Genomic DNA, 19,574 nt, shown 5'->3' with positions numbered 1-19,574 from the left:
ATTTTTTGTTCATAAGCGCGGGTTCAACCGGCCCGACGCAACAGCCAGAAGCCGGCCACGGCGCAAATAGCCGTGGGCACCAGCACCGCAAACAACGGCGAGAAGCCGAATACCAGGCTGGACGGCCCCAGCAGGTCCTGGGCGATACGGAAGGTAAAGCCCACCAGCACGCCGGTAAACACGCGCTGGCCGAGGGTTACGGAACGCAACGGGCCAAAGATGAACGAAATCGCCATCAGCACCAGGGCAGCGGTCACCACCGGCTGCAACACCTTGACCCAAAACGCCAGCCAGTAACGGCCATTGTTCAAGCCCTGGTCCTTGAGGTAGTGGATATAACCCCACAGGCCGGAGATAGGCAGGCTTTCAGGAATCATCACCACGGTATTCAGCAATTCGGGCTTGAGGGAAATATCCCACTGCTCCGTCGGAACGTTGATCACTTCAGTGCTCGACGCCGCGCCCTTGCCGATATCACGGAAATAGGTGGTGGTCACCTCGCTCAGCTGCCACTTTTCGTCGGCGTACTGCGCACGTTTGGCGAAGCTGGACGACAACAGGTGACGTTCTTTATCGAAGTGATAGCGGGTGACACCGATCAACAGGCCGCCGGGTTGCACGGCGTTGATGTGGATAAATTCCTCACCCTGGCGGTGCCACAGGCCATGTTTGGCGCTCTGGGCATCACCCGAACCCTGGGCCAGGGCACGATTGGCCTGGGCTGTGGATTCGGCCGGGGGCGCCACGTATTCACCGATCAGCACGCTGACCGCCATCAGCAACAACATGGGCTTCATGACCGCCCACACGATGCGGCCGATGGAAACGCCCGCCGCACGCATGATGGTCAATTCGCTGTTGCTGGCCAGGCTGCCCAGGCCAATCAGGCAGCCGATCAGCGCAGCCATCGGCATCATGTCGTAGAGACGACGTGGCGCTGTCAGCGCCACGTAGCTCAGAACGTTGGTTACGGTGTAGGTATCGCTGACGTTGCCGACTTCATCAATGAAGGCGAACAACGAGGCCAGGCCCAGAATAATGCCCAATACCGCAAGGATTGCGACCAGGACGCTGCTACCAATGTAGCGGTCGAGCTTAACCACGAGCCATCTCCTTCACGCTGCGACGACTCCGCATCTTCAACCGCATCGGTTCCCAATAAAGCAGGCCCAGGCCAATCGCCAGGAAGATCCCGTGGACCCACCACAACCCAAGAGCCGGCGGCAGCTTGCCCTTCTCCAGAGAGCCGCGGGCGGAAATCAGGATGGTCAGGTAAGCCATATAAAGCAGGATGGCCGGCAACAGCTTGAGGAAGCGGCCCTGGCGCGGGTTGACCCGGGACAGCGGTACCGCCATCAAGGTCACGATAAACACCAGCAACGGCAGGGAAATCCGCCATTGCAGTTCAGCAATCGAGCGCAATTCCTTGCTGCCGATCAGGTCTGGCGTCGGGATCGCGTCGCGGTCGGTCACTTCGTCGCTGACATCCGGACGAGCCAGCATTACACCGTAAGTGTCGTACTTGATTGCCCGGTAATCCGCCTGCCCGGGGCTGCCGTCATAGCGATAGCCGTTCTCCAGGATCAGATAGCGACTGCCGTCCGGACGCACTTCCTGGCGCCCGCTGTCGGCCACCAATATGGAAATACCACGGTCTTTCTGGTTCTGGCCGAGGTTCTTCTGAGAGATGAACACACCGCCCAGGTTGGCACGGTCATCCGACAGTTGTTCGGTGTAGGTCACCCGGGTGCCGTCGTTGAGCGCTTGAAAGCGGCCCGGCTCCAGGGTATCGAATTCGGTCATGGCGTCCTGTTTGTTGAGCACCAGCTGGAACTGCAAGGCACCCTGGGGCGCCAGGCTCAGGCTCAACCAGGCCACGACCAGGGCAATACCGGTGGCCGGGACCATGGTCATGGCCAGCAGACGCTGCTGGCTCATGCCGGTGGCCGACAGCACGGTCATTTCGCTTTCAAGGTACAAGCGGCCGTAGGCCAGCAAGATCCCGAGAAACAGGCCCAATGGCAGAATCAGCTGCAGGAAGCCCGGCAGGCGAAAGCCCATGATCAGGAACAGCGAACCCGGATCCAGGGCACCCGAGGCAGCCTGGGCGAGGTATTTGACGAAGCGACCACTCATGATGATGACCAGCAATACCGCACTTACGGCACTCAGGGTCAACAGGACTTCGCGGGACAGATAACGGAAGACGATCAAACCAGACACTCCAGGGTTGTCAGGCTAAGGCGGCCAAACAAGCAAGCATATCGAGACGACCCATTGCTGCAGGCCGGCTAAAAAGATGGCGCATTATCCTGTGATTGACCGCACCTGTCACGGAGCTTGCTCATACGCGTGCACAAAGCTGCCCACAAGGGTTGTCAGGCTCGGGCGGCGAGGTTCAAACTGCGGCCTTTGTCGCGGGCGGCCTACAGGCTGCCAAGCTTACAAGCCGGAGTACAGACTCCTGGCTCACTGACCTTTATAAGGGACCCGAAAATGGAACTGGTTGTAAAAAGCGTTAGCCCCGAAACGTTGAAAACCGCCACCCTCGTGGTCGCTGTCGGCGAAGGGCGCAAGCTGGGCGTTGCCGCCAAGCAACTGGACGAACTGAGCGGCGGCGCCATCAGCGCGGTCCTCAAGCGCGGCGACCTGGCCGGTAAAGTGGGCCAGAGCCTGCTGCTGCAAAGCCTGCCTAACCTTAAAGCCGACCGCGTATTGCTGGTGGGCGTGGGCAAGGACGCCGAACTGGGCGACCGTCCGTTCCGCAAGATCATCGCCGGCATCCTCAACACCCTCAAGGGCCTGGGCGGCACCGATGCAGCCCTGGCGCTGGACGAAATCGTGGTCAAGGGCCGCGACAGCTACGGCAAGACCCGTCTGCTGGCCGAAAACCTGCTGGATGGCGGCTACGTCTTCGACCAGTTCAAGAGCACCAAGGCCGAACCCCGCGCCCTGAAAAAAGTCACCTTGCTGACCATCAAGGCCGCCCAGGCTGAAGTCGAACGCGCCGTGACCCACGCCCAGGCCATCGCCGGCGGCATGGCTTTCACCCGTGATTTGGGCAACCTGCCACCGAATATCTGCCACCCAACCTACCTGGGCGAGCAAGCCAAGGCGCTGGGCAAGGAATTCAAGGGCCTAAAAGTCGAAGTCCTGGACGAGAAGAAGATCAAGGAACTGGGCATGGGCTCGTTCTATGCCGTGGGCCAGGGCAGCGACCAGCCGCCACGCCTGATCGTGATGCAATACAACGGCGGCAAGAAGTCCGAGAAGCCATTTGCCCTGGTCGGCAAAGGCATCACCTTCGACACCGGCGGCATCAGCCTCAAGCCGGGCCTGGGCATGGATGAGATGAAGTACGACATGGGCGGCGCCGCCAGCGTGTTCGGCACCCTGCGTGCCGTGCTGGAACTGAAGCTGCCGATCAACCTGGTGTGCATCCTGGCCTGCGCCGAGAACATGCCGAGCGGCGGCGCGACCCGTCCGGGCGACATCGTCACCACCCTCAGCGGCCAGACCGTGGAAATCCTCAACACCGACGCCGAAGGCCGCCTGGTGCTGTGCGACGCCCTGACCTACGCCGAGCGCTTCAAGCCGCAAGCCGTGATCGACATCGCAACCCTGACCGGTGCCTGCGTGGTTGCCCTGGGCGCCCACACATCGGGCCTGCTGGGCAACAACGACGAACTGATCGGCCAACTGCTCAGCGCCGGCCAGGCTGCAGACGACCGCGCCTGGCAACTGCCGCTGTTCGATGAGTACCAGGAACAGCTGGACAGCCCGTTCGCCGACATCGCCAACATTGGTGGCCCGAAAGCCGGCACTATCACCGCTGCGTGCTTCCTGTCGCGCTTTGCCAAGAACTTCAACTGGGCGCACCTGGACATCGCCGGCACTGCCTGGACCAGCGGCGGCAAGGACAAGGGCGCCACTGGCCGTCCGGTTCCATTGCTGACCCAGTACCTGCTGGACCGCGCCAAAGCCTGAAACTGACGACCCCGGGGCGGCAATTCCAACGCCGCCCCGACCGTAGCAGCTGCCGAGCCCCGGCGAGGCTGCGTCAGCGGAGTATCTGACACACCGCAACGCAGCCTCGCTCAGGCTCGACAGCTGCTACGGGGTTTTCGTGGTGGTCGATCAGACAGTATTTACACATGCGGCGCGGCTATCAGGACCCCCAATGACCCAAGTCGACTTCTATATATTGCCCAGCGCCGATCCTTCCGCGCGCCTGGACTTTGCCTGCAAGCTCACCGAAAAAGCCTGGCGCATGGGCCATCGCATCTACCTGCATTGCAGCGATGCCGCCCAGCGTGACGACCTCGACGCCCGCCTGTGGCGCTTCAAGGGCGAAAGCTTCGTGCCCCACGGCCCCGCCGAATCAGAGCCGGAAGGCCTGGTGGTGCTGGGTTTGGGCGACAGCTGTGGCGATCACACAGACCTGCTGGTCAACCTCGACCTGAAAGTACCGGCCTTCGCCAAAGGTTTTGCCCGAGTGGCGGAAGTGGTGGTGGAAGACCCGGCTATTCGTCAGGCCGCGCGGGAGAGTTTCCGTTTCTACCGCGAACAGGGCTATTCTCTGCAAGATCACCGGCTACAACGACTTTGAGCACACAATGGACACTCCAAACCCGCTAAAAGACTCTGATCACCTGCTGGATGACCTTGAGTCGATCCGCAAGCTGCTCGGTGATGATGACCTGCAACCGCCGCTGCTGACCGATTCGGTCAATGGTGACGTACAAATTCCTTTGCTGTTCGATATGGTCGGTGGCAAACCTGTCGCGCCGGAACCTGTCGAAACGCCTGCAGGGCAAGCCGCGCCCGCGCCGGAAGTTGCCGTGCCTGCCGCAGAGAAAGCGCCCGACGCCCTGTTGCTGCACCTGGACAACGAACTGCGCGCCGCTGCGCAACTGATCATGCAAGACGTGATCGACGATTTTGCTCCGCATATCGAAACCGAGATCAAGCGCCGACTGGATGCGCGCATGGAGCGGTTGTTGAGCCAGTACCAGAACTAAGGCTGACACATATTCCTTGTGGGAGCGGGCTTGCTCGCGAAGGGCGTGAACGATAACGCGTACATCCTGAATGAACGCGCCGCCCTCAGGTTTTTCGCGAGCAAGCTCGCTCCTACCCCTCTCCACTATCCCCCGTTATACTTGTCGGCTTTCCTGAATTAATGCCAACTAGGGTCCCGCCGCGCATGGATAAGACCTACCAGCCGCACGCTATTGAAACTTCCTGGTACCAGACCTGGGAGTCCGAGAATTATTTCGCTCCGCAAGGCGCGGGCGATGCCTACACCATCATGATTCCGCCACCGAACGTCACTGGCAGCCTGCACATGGGCCATGGCTTCAACAATGCGATCATGGATGCGCTGATTCGTTTCCGCCGCATGCAGGGTCGCAACACCCTGTGGCAGCCAGGTACCGACCACGCCGGTATCGCCACCCAGATGCTGGTGGAACGCCAACTGGAAGCCACCGGCCAGAACCGTCACGACCTGGGCCGCGAGAAATTCCTGGATAAAATCTGGGAATGGAAGGATCAGTCCGGCGGCAACATCAGCCGTCAGATCCGTCGCCTGGGCTCGTCCGTCGACTGGAGCCGCGAGCGCTTCACCATGGACGACGGCCTGTCGGAAGCCGTAAAGGAAGCCTTCGTCCGCCTGCATGAAGACGGCCTGATCTACCGCGGCAAGCGCCTGGTCAACTGGGACACCAAGCTGCACACGGCGATTTCCGACCTTGAAGTGGAAAACCACGACGAGAAAGGTTTCCTGTGGAACCTCAAGTACCCACTGGCTGACGGCGCCAAGACCGCCGAAGGCAACGACTACCTGATCGTCGCCACCACCCGTCCGGAAACCATGCTTGGCGACGCCGCTGTCGCGGTTAACCCGAACGACGAGCGCTATCAGGCGTTGATCGGCAAGTTCGTTGAGCTGCCGCTGGTTGGCCGTCGCATCCCGATCATCGCGGACGACTACTGCGACCCTGAATTCGGCACCGGCTGCGTGAAAATCACCCCGGCCCACGATTTCAACGACTACGAAGTCGGCAAGCGCCACAACCTGCCGCTGCTGAACATCTTCGACAAGAACGCCGCTGTGCTGCCGGCCTGCCAGGTGTTTAATCTCGACGGCACGCTGAACGAGAGCATCGACGGCAAGATCCCGGCTGAATACGCCGGCCTCGACCGTTTTGAAGCGCGCAAGCAGATCGTTGCGGCCTTCGACGCCGCCGGCCTGCTGGTGAGCGTTGACGACCACGCCCTGAAAGTGCCGAAAGGCGACCGTTCCGGCACCATCATCGAGCCTTGGCTGACCGACCAGTGGTACGTGTCCACCAAGCCTTTGGCTGAGCCGGCGATAGCTGCCGTGGAAGACGGCCGCATCGCGTTCGTACCTAAACAGTACGAAAACATGTACTTCTCGTGGATGCGTGACATCCAGGATTGGTGCATCAGCCGCCAGCTGTGGTGGGGCCACCGGATTCCGGCCTGGTACGACGAGTCGGGCAAGGTCTACGTGGGTCGCGACGAAGCCGAAGTACGTGCCAAGCACAACCTCGGCCCGGACATGGCACTGCAACAGGACAACGACGTACTGGACACCTGGTTCAGCTCGGGCCTGTGGACGTTCTCCACCCTCGGCTGGCCGCAACAGACCGAATTCCTGAAGAAATTCCACTCCACCGACGTGCTGGTCACCGGCTTCGACATCATTTTCTTCTGGGTTGCCCGGATGATCATGCTCACCATGCACTTGGTGAAAAACGAAGACGGCACCCCGCAGGTACCGTTCAAGACCGTGTACGTGCACGGCCTGGTGCGTGATGGCCAGGGCCAGAAGATGTCCAAGTCCAAGGGCAACGTCCTGGACCCGCTGGACATCATCGACGGCATCGACCTGGAAACCCTGGTGCAGAAACGCACCTCGGGCCTGATGCAGCCGAAACTGGCGAAGAAGATCGAGAAGCAGACGCGCGACGAGTTCGCTGACGGCATCGCCAGCTACGGCACCGACGCCCTGCGCTTCACCTTCTGCTCGCTGGCGTCCACCGGTCGCGACATCAAGTTCGACATGGGCCGCGTCGAAGGCTACCGCAACTTCTGCAACAAGATCTGGAACGCCGCGCGCTACGTGCTGGATAAAGGAGAAGACTGCGGCCAGAACGGCGAGGCCATCGAGCTGTCCCTGGCGGATCGCTGGATCATCTCCCAGTTGCAGCGCACCGAAGCCGAAGTGACCCGTCAACTCGACCAGTTCCGCTTCGACCTGGCGGCACAGGCTTTGTACGAGTTCATCTGGAACCAGTATTGCGACTGGTACCTGGAACTGTCCAAGCCCGTGCTGTGGGACGAGAACTCGCCGATCGAACGTCAGCGCGGCACCCGTCACACCCTGGTGCGCGTGCTGGAAGTGGCGTTGCGCCTGGCGCATCCGTTCATGCCGTTCATCACCGAAGAAATCTGGCAGCGCATCGCGCCGCTGGCGGGCAAAGACGGCAAGACCATCATGCTGCAACCTTGGCCGGTGGCCAACGAAGCCCGCATCGATGAGGCGGCCGAAAGCGACATCGAATGGCTCAAGACCCTGATGATGGGCACGCGCAACATCCGCGCCGAGATGAACATCGGTCCGGGCAAGCCATTGGCCGTGTTCGTGAAAAACGCCAGCGCCGAAGATCAGCGTCGCCTCACCGAGAACGATGCGCTGCTCAAGAAGCTGGCGAAGCTGGAGTCGATCACCGTATTGGCCGCTGGCGCCGAAGCACCGCTGTCCGCCACCGCACTGGTTGGCGATATGGAAGTGCTGGTGCCGATGGCCGGCCTGATCGACAAAGGTGCCGAACTGGCGCGCCTGGACAAGGAAATCCTGCGCCTGCAAGGCGAAGTGCAGCGGGTGGGCGGCAAGCTGTCCAACGCGGCGTTCGTCGACAAGGCTCCGGCTGAAGTGATCGAGAAAGAACGCGCCAAACTGGCTGAGGCTGAACAGGCTTTGGGCAAGCTGGCGGAGCAACATGCGCGGATTTCCAGCCTGTAAGGGGCAGCCCGTGTGAAAAAAGAGACCTTCGGGTCTCTTTTTTTATGGGCGGCCACTGATCATTCCCACGCTCTGCGTGGGGATGCATCCCGTGACGCTCTGCGTTGCAGACTTGAGTCTTGCGCGAACCTGGGGACGCAGAGCGTCCAATGCGGCATTCCCACGCAGAGCGTGGGAACGATCACCGGGCCTCGCCCGGAATGTGTGACAATACCCGCCACTTTTGAAACAAACGCAGAATCGACGCAGCCCATGACCGCCCCCAGCACACCCAAAGCACCGCGCAAGAAGCCTAAATCCACCACGCCGGCCAAGCCCGTCGTTCCGCGCAAAGAGGCCACCTTGCACCCGCGTAACCGCCACCAGGGCCGTTACGACTTCCAGGCGCTGATCAAGACCACGCCGGAACTGGCGCAATTCGTGATCATCAACCCGTACGGCAAGGAAAGCATCGACTTCGCCAGCCCCGACGCGGTACGGGTGTTCAACCGGGCGTTGCTCAAGGCGTTCTACGGCATCAATCACTGGGACATCCCGGCTGATTACCTGTGCCCACCGGTCCCGGGCCGTGCCGACTACGTGCACTTCCTCGCCGACCTGCTGGCCAGCGTCAACGAAGGCGTGATCCCCCGTGGCGCGCCGGTGAAGGTGCTGGATATCGGCATGGGCGCCAACTGCGTCTATCCGTTGATCGGCTACAGCGAGTACCGCTGGAATTTCCTCGGTTCTGAAGTCGACCCGACGGCCGTGGCTGCCGCCAAGGCGATCGTGCAGTCCAACGGGCTGAACAAGGCCATCCAGCTGCGCCAGCAAACCAATCCCAAGCAGATCCTGCTGGGGCTGCTGGAGCCGGGCGAGCGGTTTGACCTGACCCTGTGCAACCCGCCCTTCCACGCCTCCATGGATGAAGCGACCAAGGGCAGCGAACGTAAATGGCGTGCACTGGGCAAGGCTGATCCGAAACGCAAGTTGCCGGTACTGAACTTCGGTGGCCAGTCGGCGGAATTGTGGTGTGAAGGCGGTGAAGCGCGGTTTGTGACGCAGTTGATCGCTGAAAGCGCGCATTTCCAACATAAAGTACTGTGGTTCAGCACCCTGGTGTCGAAAGCGTCAAACCTGCCGGCCATTCAGACTGCGCTGAAAAAGGCCGGTGTGCTGGAGAGCCAGGTGGTGGAGATGTCCCAGGGCCAGAAGCAGAGCCGCTTCGTCGCCTGGACTTTCCAGACCCCGAGCGAGCAACAGGTGTGGCGCCAGCGCTGGGCGCGCAAGGACTAAAACCTGTAGGAGCGAGCTTGCTCGCGAAAAACCAACAGGCGCCGCGGGGTATCAGATGCCCCGCGTTATCGTTGACGACCTTCGCGAGCAAGCTCGCTCCTACCGTTAAAAACAAAACGGCGAGCAACAAAAAACCGTGCCCGGATCGCTCCGGAGCACGGTTTTTTTGCTGCGTCTTACTTGTTAACAGCGTCGGTCAGGCTTTTTGCCACAACCAGCTTGATAACTTTCTTGGCAGCGATTTCGATGGCAGCGCCAGTCGAAGGGTTACGGCCAGTACGGGCAGGACGCTCGGTCACTTTCAGTTTGCCAACGCCTGGCAGAGTGATTTCGCCGCCGTTTTCCAGCTGATCAGCAACGATCTGGCTCAGTTGTTCAATCACTGCACGCACTTGAACTTTGGTGGCGCCAGTGGATTCAGCCAGATCAGCGATCAGTTGGTCTTTAGTAATAGCCATTGTGGTGTTCCTTCCCTATCAAATTCATTTGGATTGCAGAGTGCAGTGTCAGCCATCGAGCCCTGCCATCAAGGCCTGGCACCCTAGGGCTATAACCACGGAGATCGGGGTTATAGATACCTGAAACCGGGTTTGGTTCGACCTGACAAATGCTGAATGCACGCTTAACGCCCAGACTGCGCGTAAGACGGGGCAAAACTAGCACAGAGACGGGGAAATATCCGCCTCAACATACCCATTTGGTCAGCTTTATCGCTCTAAACCGTGAAAAAAAGGCATATGGCCCGTCGGATGGCGCTCAAAACGCCCTCCGAACAGCGCCATCCCCAGCGGGTGCGGTACACTGGCGACTTTTTCCGGGAGCCCGACCACTCCCCTTCAACCAGCCGAGAAGCCCATGCCGATCCGTCATTGCATCGTCCACCTGATCGACAAAAAACCCGACGGCACCCCTGCAGTTCTCCACGCCCGCGACTCCGAGCTTGCCGAGTCGGCCGCGATCGAGAACATGCTTGCCGACCTCAACGAGAGCTACAACGCCAAACAAGGCAAGGCCTGGGGCTTTTTCCATGCCGAGTCCGGCGCGCACCCGTTCAGCGGCTGGTTGAAGGAGTATTTCGACGGTGGCAAGGATTTCACCGCCTTCAGCCGTATTGCCGTAGAACACCTGCAGAAGCTGATGGAGGAGTCCAACCTCTCCACCGGCGGCCACGTGCTGTTTGCCCACTATCAACAGGGCATGACCGATTACCTGGCGATCGCCCTGCTGCACCACAGTGAAGGCGTGGCAGTGACCGACCAGCTGGACGTGACGCCGTCACGCCACCTCGACCTTGGCCAACTGCACCTCGCCGCGCGGATCAACGTGTCCGAGTGGCAGAACAACAAGCAGTCCAAGCAGTACATCTCCTTTATCAAGGGCAAGAACGGCAAGAAGGTCTCGGAGTACTTCCGCGACTTTATCGGCTGCCAGGAAGGCGTCGACGGCCCGGGCGAAACCCGCACCCTGCTCAAGGCCTTCAGCGACTTCGTTGAAAGCGAAGACTTGCCGGACGAGTCCGCCCGCGAGAAAACCAAGACCCTGGTGGACTACGCCAGCAGCCAGGCCAAGCTCGGCGAGCCAATGGGCCTGGAAGAGCTGTCCGGGTTGATCGATGAAGATCGGCCAAAAGCCTTCTACGATCACATCCGCAACAAGGACTACGGCCTGTCGCCGGAAATCCCGGCGGATAAACGCACCCTGAACCAGTTCCGCCGTTTCACCGGCCGCGCCGAAGGCTTGTCCATCAGCTTTGAAGCGCACCTGCTGGGCGACAAGATCGAATACGACGAAGCCGCCGGCACCTTGATCATCAAGGGCCTGCCGACCCAGTTGACCGACCAGCTCAAGCGTCGCAACTGATGCTGGGCGGGGTTCTGAAGAAAGTCCTGCTGGTGTTGCTGGTGGTGGTGGTTTTCCAGAACTGGGGCAAGATCGAGCGGCTGTTCAACCCCTCCCAGGTGGTGCCGGAGCAGACACGCGCGGCGGCGCGCGTGGTGCTGTATTCCACCGAGTGGTGTGGCTACTGCAAACAGATCCGGCGCTTTCTGGATTCCAAGGGGATTCCCTACCAGGCGTTTGATATCGAGAAGGACGCCCAGGCGCGCAAGGCGTACGAGGCATTGGGCGGCGGCGGGATTCCATTTGTGGACGTGAACGGCACGCTGATTCGCGACTACAACCCGGAAGCGATCATGGCCGCGCTGAAGTAACTCACTCTGTAAAACACCGCCGATCAAATGTGGGAGCGGGCTTGCTCGCGAATGCGCTGGTTCAGTCAACACATCTGGCGACTGACCCACCGCATTCGCGAGCAAGCCCGCTCCCACATTGAGTTTGCGTACGCCTTAGAAATTGGCTTCCAGGGAAACCATCGCCGTGCGCTCTTCACCCACGTTGTAATACGCCGAGCTGGCCGCCAGGCCATTTACCGGCGCCGAGTTGAACGACACGGTGCGCGCCGAGCTCAAGTATTCCTTATCAAACACGTTGAGCATCGAGAAGCGCAGCGCGGCCGACTTGAAGACCTTCTTGTCCACCGGCAAGTAGATACCGGCGTTGAGGTCAAACACGGTGCGCCCGGAGATTTTCTCGTTGTTGGTCAAATCGCCGTAGAACGCCCCGACATACTTGCCGGCAATGTTGCCGTAGTAGCGCTTGTCGTCGTAACCAAACACCAGGTTGAGCATGTTTTCCGGCACGTTGGCCAACTGGTTGCCCTTGGTCGGCAACAACACGTTCTTGCTGACAAAGTCGTCCTGCTGCTCGGACTTGGTATAGGTGTACGACGCGTAGTAGTTGAAGTTGTATGGCAGCAGGCCGCTCCACTCCAGCTCCAGGCCTTTGTTGGTCACGTCACCGACGTTGGCCATCACGTAGTCACCGTTCAAGTCGGTGGTCGACAGCTGGCGATCCTTGAAGGTGATGTAGAACAGGGTCGCGCTCAAGGCCATTTTTTCTTCGGTGTAGCGCCAGCCCAGCTCCTGGTTCCAGCTCAGCTCGGGGTTGAGGTTGAGGGAGTCACCCTTGTTGTACAGCACGTAGTTCTGCGGGGTGCGCATGTTGCGGGTGACGTTGTAGAACGCCTGGTTGCTCTCGTCGACCTGGTACTTGGCGCTGAAGTTCGGCAGGAACTGATGGTAGCGGGCGTTACGCTTTTCCGGCTTGTCGTACAGGCTGCCCAGGTTGTCGCCGTCACGCTCGACGTACTGGTACGCCAGCCCGCCGACAAAACTCAGGTCTGGGGTGGCTTGCCAGCTGTCCTGCACCCATAGTTTCTGGGCCGGGGTCACGGTGTACTGGTGACGGCCCTGGACGGTCTTGCCGTTCTTGTCGACCACCTGGCCGCCGCTGTTGTAATCACCCCAGATGTCGTCCGGTGCACCTTCGCTGTTGATCCCGATATACGGCTGGGTCTGGCGCTGGCGAGCGCGCTCGTACCAGTAACCGTAATCCAGGCTGTGCTCCTCGTTGATGTCCCATTTCATTTTGACCGTGACGCCAGGGCGCCAGGTTTCGGTCCACGACGGCCGGTAGTAGTTGGCCGACTGGAGGTTACCCAGGTCGTAGTTACCGGCCTTGTCGGACTTCGGCCCCAGGTTGGTCGCGGTCTGGCCGCTGAAACTGCCGCCGTTGCCCCAGTAGTAGTAAGGCGCAACTGTCAGGGCCAGGTCATCACGCAGGCGCCAGCGCTGGGTGAAGGTGGTCATGACACTTTCGAAAGGGTTGCGGTTGAGCTTGTAGGAAGACGACAGCAAGCCGTTTTTGTAGACCGGGGTTTCCGAGTAATCCAGGCGCCGCCCCTGTTGTTGGAACTGGGCCTTGCTCAGGGTGTTGTAGTTGTAGTTTTCCTGCTTGTTGTACTTCATGGTGAAGTTGCTGGAGTTGCCGTTGTCGTCTTCGAACAGCGTGCTCCACTCCACCTTGTCACCGCGCACAGTGCCCTTGCCGCGCCACTTGTCGCCTTCGGTGTGAGAGGCCGAGACCCAGCTCTTGAAGCCGCCCAGGTCGCCGGTGTTGAGCCGTGCGAAGGACTTTGTCAGGTTATTCGAGCCGATGGATTGTTTGACGAACAAGCCTGGCTCTTTGGTCGGACGGATTGTGACCATGCCGATATTGCCGCCGCTGGAACCAATATGTGGGCCGTCCGCTTCGGAGGAGCCCTGGGTGACAAACACTTCGCCGACGTTTTCCGGATCGCCCAACTGGTTGGCGTACACGCCATAGCTGCCGGAGTCGTTGATCGGCACGCCGTCCATGGAAACCCCGACCTGGTCGGAGTTCATGCCGCGCATGGTGAAACTGGTGCCACTCATGCCGCTGGCGTCATCGTTCGAAACGTTGATGCCCGGCGTGTACTTGAGCTTGTCGATGGCGTTGGCCGTCGGGGACATTTCGTCCATGGCTTCCTTGGTCACGGTGGACCGGGCCTTGGCGCTTTCTTCCTGAATCATGTGGCCGGTGCCCAGGGTACGTTCGCCGGCAACGTGCACCGAACCGACATCCTGGGAGTCGTCTGCCAGAACCAGCGGCGCAAAGCCGCCCAGGCCCGATGCTAAAAGCAGGGCATAGAGTTTGTTGTAGGTCACGAGTAGATCCCTTACATGCATCCATCTGTTGTTATGGGGGAGGTATTGGCGATTTGGGCTGGGTGAACAGCGCCGCCAATCTTCCTGACCACCTGCTCAGGAATCCGAGGATCATCCGTGCATCACGTAACGGTTTGGTTACAGGTTTTGGCGATTGCGATGAAGGTTAAATGAAAGGCCCCCAGACGCCGATGTGCCAAGGCATTGGGGCATTCAAGGGAGATGGGTGCAAGTAATGACAGCGCTACGCCATTGCAGCGTAGCGCTCTGTATCTAGCGCAGTACGATCATTCGACCGAGCAGAGCGTGTTGTTCGAACCCCAAAACCGCCTGCAGCGCATTGAGCACCGCCTGGGGATCCTTGCTCGGGAAACTGCCACTGACACGCCGAGCGGCAAGGTCGTCATTGAGCAGGAGAATACGACCGGGATAGTAGCGGCCGAGGTCTTGCACCACTTCTGCCAGGGGCGTCTTGTAGTAGTTGAGCCAACCGTCGCGCCAGGCCAGGCGCGACTCGCTGTCGACTGTGTGCAGCTCATCGGCGACACCATCGGCGTAGGCCACTTGTTGGCCGGCCGCCAGAATCTGTTGCTGAGCATACTTCGACGGCGTTACCCCAACCCGGCCGGACAACACCGTCACCTGCGCACCTGTCGGTTGCAGGCGCACCTCGAACTGCGTGCCAAGCACCCGTGCTTCGCCGCTGCCGGCCTCGACCACAAAGGATTCGCCAGTGTGGGTCACACTGAAAAAACCGGCGCCACGGCGTAGCTGGATATGGCGCTCGCCATGCTTGAAATCCACTGCGATCGCACTGTCGGCGTCCAGGGTGACCTGGCTTTGATCGGCCAGGGTCACGGTCTTCACCTCACCCGGCGCGGTGACGTAATCCGCGCCGAAGTCATCGACCCAGCGTGACGGCTGCCAGCCGGCGCCCATCGAGATCATCACCAGCAGGCAGGCGGCCATGGCCAGGGCGCCAGACCAGCGCCGCACGCTGGAGCGTTTCGAGGTATTCATCGCGTTCAAGTAACCCTGCAGCGCCAGGGCATCCTCATCCGCCAACGTTGTGGCCGGTACTTCACTCAATTCCCACAGCACCTGGGCCTGGGCATAGGCCTCGACATGCGCCGGGTCGGCCCGCAGCCAATGGCTGAACGTGGCCTGGTCGCCACTGCTGGGCTGGTCGTGCAACAAGCTCAGCCAGGCCAATGCGGCCTGTTCCTGGTCGGGCGTCGGGGTGACGCGGGCAGTGGCGTTCACGGGGCTTTCCTTGGCGATGGTTCACGAAGGCTGGCCTTGCAGGCTTCGAGGGCGCGCATCATATGTTTTTCCACGGCACTTTGGGACAGGCCCATGGCTTTGGCAATTTCCGCGTACTTGCGGCCATGGATGCGGTTGAGCAGAAAAATCTGCCGGGTACGTTCCGGCAAGCTGCGCAAAGCCGCTTCGACATGCCGCAGATCGTTGCCCGCCTCCAGCGCGGCCTGGGGCTCGGAGCCCTGGTTGTCCTGTTGTTCCGGCAGCCAGCCTTCACTGCTGCGCACCCGGGCGCCTTCGCTGCGCAGGTGATCGATGGCGATATTGCCGGCGCAGCGCAGCAGGTAGGTGCTGAGTTCCTCGACCTGCACCAATGGCCGGCGCCAGAAGCGCAGGAACAAATCCTGCACCAGGTCCGCCGCCGTCGCACGGCACCCTACCCGGCGACTGACCAGCGCTTCCATCTGCGAGCGCTGGGACAGGAACACCTGCAGGAAATGCGCACGGCCGCCTGCCGCGTCTGCGTGCTGCTCTTGATGTTCGGGAGGCGTGGAAATCATCAACGGTGGACTCAAAGGGTCGCGAAGGCCGCAACCGGGCTGGCCAGCAGGCCGACGCCCGCCAGGATCAAGGCCAGCCTTGGCCGATACGGCAGCAGCAACACCAGCAGCAACCCACTGAGCATCAGCACCGCGCACCACTCCACCAGGCCCTGGCTCCAACCGGTCGCGCGCACCGCTGGCCAGATCGACACGACCAACAGCAGCCAGCCGCCAACGCGCAAACCCAGGCGCCGACGGGGTGAGGGTTTACTGCGCAGCAGTTCGCCATGGTGCCGGTCCATGGACAGGCACAACGCGGTAAACCCTGCGTAACACAGCAGCAGCGCCAGGAGCATTCAGTTCACCTCGCCCTTGAAGGTCAACGGCCGGGCGCGTTCGGCCTTGGGTTGAGGGACGCGGCGGTGCTGCATTTTCCACGCAGCCCAGGCGAGGAACACGCCGCTGCCCAGGCACGTCAGGTCGAAGCCGGCCATGGCCCAATCGCCGTTGGCCAGGGACACACCCAAATGCTGGGACGTGGTCAGCGCGTTGAGCACCGGTACGCCAATAAACAGCAGCGCGCCCACGCTCAATTGCTCAACCCAGCCGCGGCGCCCCTGGCGGACAATCGCATGCACAACGCTCAAGCCCCAGGCAATAAAGAAGGCTTGGACTTCCCAGTCCGAGCGCCCGGCAAAGCTGGCCGGTAACAGGCGGTTGGCCCAGAAGAAGGCGGCGATGGCGATCATCAAGCCGGACATGCTGGCGATGTTCAGCACTTCCACCAGCCGCAGTTCAAAGGGCATCACACCGGTTTTGGTGTGCTTGAGCTGACGCTTGCCCAGCCACATCACCAGCCCGGTGCCGATCATCGCGGTGCCCGCCAGGCCGCAGATGAAATACAGCCAGCGCAATACCGGGCCGGCGAAGTGGCCCATGTGCAAACCGTAGAAGCTGCCACCAATTGCCGCCGGCAGCGACTGCTCACCGCTGACCCGCAGCAGCTCCCCGGTGGTGCCGTTGAATGAGACGGTGCTGCCAAAGTCGTGCACCACTCGATCCGACCCGGCGCGGAATACATTGACCGAGGCGTTTACATCGCTTGGATTATTCACCACCAGCCGTCCGACATGCCCACCGGCCCATTGCTCGCGCGCCTGCTGGTACATCGGCCCCAGCGGCAACAGCTTCCCGGGTTGGCCAAGGGCTGGCGCGTTGTCGGTGGCCGGGAACACATCATTGAAGAACGCACGGGTGTCATTGCCGTACGAGGCGAGGATGCTCGCCGGCATCACCATGCTCATGAAAATCACCAGGCTGCTGTAGGTGATCATCAGGTGGAACGGCAACACCAGCACGCCCACGGCGTTGTGCCCGTCAAGCCAGGAGCGCTGGCCCTTGCGCGGGCGGAAGGTGAAGAAGTCCTTGAAGATTTTCTTGTGGGTGATGATCCCGGTGATCAGCGCCACGAACATCACCATCGCGGCGATGGTCGACAGCCAGCGCCCCCACGGATAGGGCATTTGCAGCTGGAAGTGGAAGCGATAGAAGAATTCGCCGCCCATGCTTTCCCGGGCGTGGACCGGCTGGCCGCTGACGGGATCGAGGAGTTTCTCGACGAAATTGCCGCGCTTGCCCGGGTCAACCTTGTCTTGCCACATCACCGACAGGCCGGGTTCACGGGGGCTCGGCACGTTGATAAACCAGCGCGCGGCGTTGGGTGCCTGTTGCTGCAGATAGGCTTGGGCGACGGCCAGGCTACGGGCGTCGTCGACGGGGTGTGCCTGCACTTCGGGCTGCATCCAGTGGGTAATTTCGTCCTTGAAATAGGACAAGGTGCCCGTCAGGAAAATCGCAAACAGCAGCCAGCCAAAGATCAGCCCAGCCCAGGTGTGCAACCAGGCCATGGCCTGGCGGAAGCCCTCTTTCATGTGCGTGTCATCCAGTACGTCAACCCGGCAAATGTGGCCAGCATCGCACTGGGCAGCAACACGCCAAACCAGGCGCGCCAGGCGGTACGGCAGGCGAAACACCAGATCACCGCCAACAGATAGAACACAAACGAACTCAGCATGCCGCTGATCACCGCATCGGCGCGACTGGTGGGCAGCCACAAGGTCATGCACACGCTGGCCAGGGACGCCAGCAAGTAACCGCCGACCACAGCCGCCAGCACCCGCGAAGTCACGGCAAGACGGTAGGAAACGGGAAGTGAGGTTTTGCGTTTCATGCACAGGGCGCCAGGTTCGTCAGCACGCAATATTAATGATAAAGGTTCTCATAAGCAAAAGAGAACGCATCACTGGTAATTGCCGAACCCGCCTACGCGCCCTACAATGCGAACAATTCTTGTTCTCTAAAGCATGCCCATGCTTGCGGAGTGTGCGCGTTGCAGCCGTCCAACACCGTCGAAGTGCTGTACCACGACCATCACCACTGGCTCACCGGCTGGTTGCGTCGCAAGCTCGGCTGCCCGGAAAGCGCCGCCGACCTGGCCCAGGACACCTTCGTTCGCGTGCTCACCGCACGGGAAACCCCAGCGCTGATCGAACCCCGCGCCTTTCTTACCACCATCGCCAAGCGTGTGCTGTTCAACCATTACCGCCGCCAGGACCTGGAGCGCGCCTACCTCGACGCCCTGGCGCAGATGCCCGAACACGTGGCGCCGTCGGAAGAAGAGCGGGCGATCATCCTGCAAACCCTGATGGAGCTGGACCAGTTGCTGGATGGCTTGGCGCCCCTGGTTAAACGCGCGTTCCTGCTGGCCCAGCTCGACGGCCTGACCTACGCGCAAATCGGCGCGGAACTGGGGATCTCCATCGCCACGGTCAAGCGTCACCTGCATAAAGCGGCGATGCGCTGCTACTTCGCCCTATGAGTTTCTCAACGCAAGTCGCCGAACAAGCGGTGCACTGGCTGATGGAAATGCAGCAGGGGCCGCTCAACCCGCGCAAAAAGGCGGCCTGGCAACACTGGCTGGACGCCCACAGCGAACATCAGCGGGCCTGGGAGCACATCCAGCGAGTGAACCAGCGGCTGCGCGGGATGCCATCACCGTTGGCCCACGCCGCCTTGAATGCACCGAAATCCAACAGTCGCCGTCAGGCGCTGAAGTTGTTGCTGATACTCGGCGCCGGGTCGGCAGCGGCCTGGGGTTTGCGCCAGCAACATATCCTGCCGCCGTTGAGTGCCGACTACCGCAGCCCCATCGGCCAGCGGCGCACGTTCCAGCTGACAGATGGCAGCCAGCTGCAGCTCAACACCGGCAGTGCCGTGGATGTGCATTTTGAGGGTCAACAACGCTTGATCCGCCTGCTCGAAGGCGAAATCCAGCTGACCGCCAACACCGGCAACAGCCCGCTGCGGATCGTCACCGCCCAGGGCTTGCTCAGCGCCCAGGCGGCACGGCTCAACGTACGGCAGTTCAATGATCACACGCAGTTGGCGGTGTTTGACGGGCACGTTGACGTGATGCCCAACACCTATAGCGGTTTGCCGCTGACCGTCGAAAAAGCCCATCAGGTCAATTTCACCCGCAAAGGCTGGGACACCGCACGCCCCACCGATGCCGGCAGCGGTGCCTGGGCCGACGGCATGCTGGTGGCGGCCCACATGCGCCTGGCAGATTTCCTCGCCGAGCTGAGCCGTTATCGCCGTGGTCAGCTCAATTGCGACCCGCAAGTGGCCAATCTGCTGATTTCCGGCAGCTACCCGCTGGACGACAGCGAGCGGATCCTGGACCTGCTGCAAGTCAGCCTGCCGGTGAAGGTTCGGCGGTTTACCCGCTACTGGGTGACCGTCGAAGCCCGCGCCTGAATTATTTTCAAAAACCGTGAGCCGTTTTCCGCACCTCGCGTG

At 61.0% G+C, this 19,574-nt stretch carries 18 protein-coding genes; 9 read left to right on the top strand and 9 right to left on the bottom strand.

From position 1 onward, the window contains the following. Positions 1-23: 23 nt before the first annotated feature. Together lptG and lptF are read right to left on the bottom strand one after the other, a co-directional pair. The gene (gene lptG, locus ACUN0G_RS04080; protein WP_421523501.1) at positions 24-1,103 is read right to left on the bottom strand and encodes an LPS export ABC transporter permease LptG; all 1,080 of its coding nucleotides are present in this window, start codon (positions 1,101-1,103) and stop codon (positions 24-26) included. Then, positions 1,096-2,214, bottom strand: coding sequence for an LPS export ABC transporter permease LptF (gene lptF, locus ACUN0G_RS04075; protein WP_445572744.1), 1,119 nt, complete (start codon positions 2,212-2,214; stop codon positions 1,096-1,098). Before lptF ends, lptG begins: the two co-directional genes overlap by 8 nt. A 282-nt stretch (positions 2,215-2,496) precedes the next feature. Between lptF and ACUN0G_RS04070 the strand changes: the two genes are divergently transcribed. The 5 genes from ACUN0G_RS04070 (at position 2,497) to rlmF (ending at position 9,328) form a co-directional block, all read left to right on the top strand. After that, positions 2,497-3,987, top strand: a complete 1,491-nt coding sequence (locus ACUN0G_RS04070) for a leucyl aminopeptidase (protein ID WP_445572743.1) — start codon at positions 2,497-2,499, stop codon at positions 3,985-3,987. A 193-nt stretch (positions 3,988-4,180) separates the two neighbouring features. Further along, positions 4,181-4,609, top strand: coding sequence for a DNA polymerase III subunit chi (locus ACUN0G_RS04065; protein ID WP_102605183.1), 429 nt, complete (start codon positions 4,181-4,183; stop codon positions 4,607-4,609). Positions 4,610-4,616: 7 nt separating this feature from the next. Further along, positions 4,617-5,021: a DNA polymerase III subunit chi gene (locus ACUN0G_RS04060; protein WP_445572742.1), complete on the top strand. Its 405-nt coding sequence runs from the start codon at positions 4,617-4,619 to the stop codon at positions 5,019-5,021. Positions 5,022-5,206: 185 nt separating this feature from the next. Then, positions 5,207-8,053, top strand: coding sequence for a valine--tRNA ligase (locus tag ACUN0G_RS04055; RefSeq protein ID WP_445572741.1), 2,847 nt, complete (start codon positions 5,207-5,209; stop codon positions 8,051-8,053). 252 nt (positions 8,054-8,305) lie between these two features. Beyond that, the gene (gene rlmF, locus ACUN0G_RS04050; RefSeq protein ID WP_063033059.1) at positions 8,306-9,328 is read left to right on the top strand and encodes a 23S rRNA (adenine(1618)-N(6))-methyltransferase RlmF; all 1,023 of its coding nucleotides are present in this window, start codon (positions 8,306-8,308) and stop codon (positions 9,326-9,328) included. A gap of 176 nt (positions 9,329-9,504) precedes the next feature. Here rlmF and ACUN0G_RS04045 read toward each other — a convergent pair whose 3' ends face one another. Further along, a complete protein-coding gene (locus ACUN0G_RS04045) occupies positions 9,505-9,786 on the bottom strand; it encodes an HU family DNA-binding protein (RefSeq protein WP_017476062.1) in 282 nt (93 codons plus the stop codon). Positions 9,787-10,183: 397 nt separating this feature from the next. Here ACUN0G_RS04045 and yejK point away from each other — a divergent pair, with 397 nt between their 5' ends. Beyond that, positions 10,184-11,188 (top strand): nucleoid-associated protein YejK, encoded by a 1,005-nt coding sequence (gene yejK / locus ACUN0G_RS04040; RefSeq protein ID WP_003212745.1) that lies wholly within the window; start codon positions 10,184-10,186, stop codon positions 11,186-11,188. Continuing rightward, on the top strand, positions 11,188-11,538 hold the full coding sequence (locus tag ACUN0G_RS04035; RefSeq protein WP_003212747.1) for a glutaredoxin family protein: 351 nt from the start codon (positions 11,188-11,190) through the stop codon (positions 11,536-11,538). Before yejK ends, ACUN0G_RS04035 begins: the two co-directional genes overlap by 1 nt. Positions 11,539-11,673: 135 nt before the next feature. Here the strand turns inward: ACUN0G_RS04035 and ACUN0G_RS04030 are convergent, their stop codons facing one another. The 6 genes from ACUN0G_RS04030 to ACUN0G_RS04005 form a co-directional block, all read right to left on the bottom strand. Continuing rightward, positions 11,674-13,914, bottom strand: coding sequence for a TonB-dependent receptor (locus ACUN0G_RS04030; protein WP_445572740.1), 2,241 nt, complete (start codon positions 13,912-13,914; stop codon positions 11,674-11,676). Positions 13,915-14,187: 273 nt separating this feature from the next. After that, entirely contained in the window at positions 14,188-15,177 is a 990-nt protein-coding gene (locus ACUN0G_RS04025; protein WP_445572739.1) for a FecR family protein, read from the bottom strand. Then, a complete protein-coding gene (locus ACUN0G_RS04020; protein WP_375378886.1) occupies positions 15,174-15,737 on the bottom strand; it encodes an RNA polymerase sigma factor in 564 nt (187 codons plus the stop codon). The genes ACUN0G_RS04025 and ACUN0G_RS04020 overlap by 4 nt, the downstream gene beginning before the upstream one ends. An 8-nt stretch (positions 15,738-15,745) precedes the next feature. After that, positions 15,746-16,072: a DUF3325 domain-containing protein gene (locus ACUN0G_RS04015; RefSeq protein WP_258343807.1), complete on the bottom strand. Its 327-nt coding sequence runs from the start codon at positions 16,070-16,072 to the stop codon at positions 15,746-15,748. Continuing rightward, a complete protein-coding gene (locus ACUN0G_RS04010; RefSeq protein ID WP_421551928.1) occupies positions 16,073-17,647 on the bottom strand; it encodes a PepSY-associated TM helix domain-containing protein in 1,575 nt (524 codons plus the stop codon). It lies immediately after the preceding gene. Then, the gene (locus ACUN0G_RS04005; protein WP_076017620.1) at positions 17,644-17,946 is read right to left on the bottom strand and encodes a DUF3649 domain-containing protein; all 303 of its coding nucleotides are present in this window, start codon (positions 17,944-17,946) and stop codon (positions 17,644-17,646) included. The genes ACUN0G_RS04010 and ACUN0G_RS04005 overlap by 4 nt, the downstream gene beginning before the upstream one ends. A 159-nt stretch (positions 17,947-18,105) precedes the next feature. Here ACUN0G_RS04005 and ACUN0G_RS04000 point away from each other — a divergent pair, with 159 nt between their 5' ends. Together ACUN0G_RS04000 and ACUN0G_RS03995 are read left to right on the top strand one after the other, a co-directional pair. Beyond that, positions 18,106-18,594 (top strand): sigma-70 family RNA polymerase sigma factor, encoded by a 489-nt coding sequence (locus tag ACUN0G_RS04000; protein WP_134325775.1) that lies wholly within the window; start codon positions 18,106-18,108, stop codon positions 18,592-18,594. Next, a complete protein-coding gene (locus tag ACUN0G_RS03995; RefSeq protein ID WP_445572738.1) occupies positions 18,591-19,532 on the top strand; it encodes a FecR domain-containing protein in 942 nt (313 codons plus the stop codon). Before ACUN0G_RS04000 ends, ACUN0G_RS03995 begins: the two co-directional genes overlap by 4 nt. The last annotated feature ends 42 nt before the right edge of the window (positions 19,533-19,574 follow it).

The sequence above is a fragment of the Pseudomonas sp. 32A genome (genome assembly GCF_052682255.1).
The sequence above is the reverse complement of the archived record's forward strand: the minus strand, read 5'-3'. Positions and strand labels throughout refer to the sequence as shown.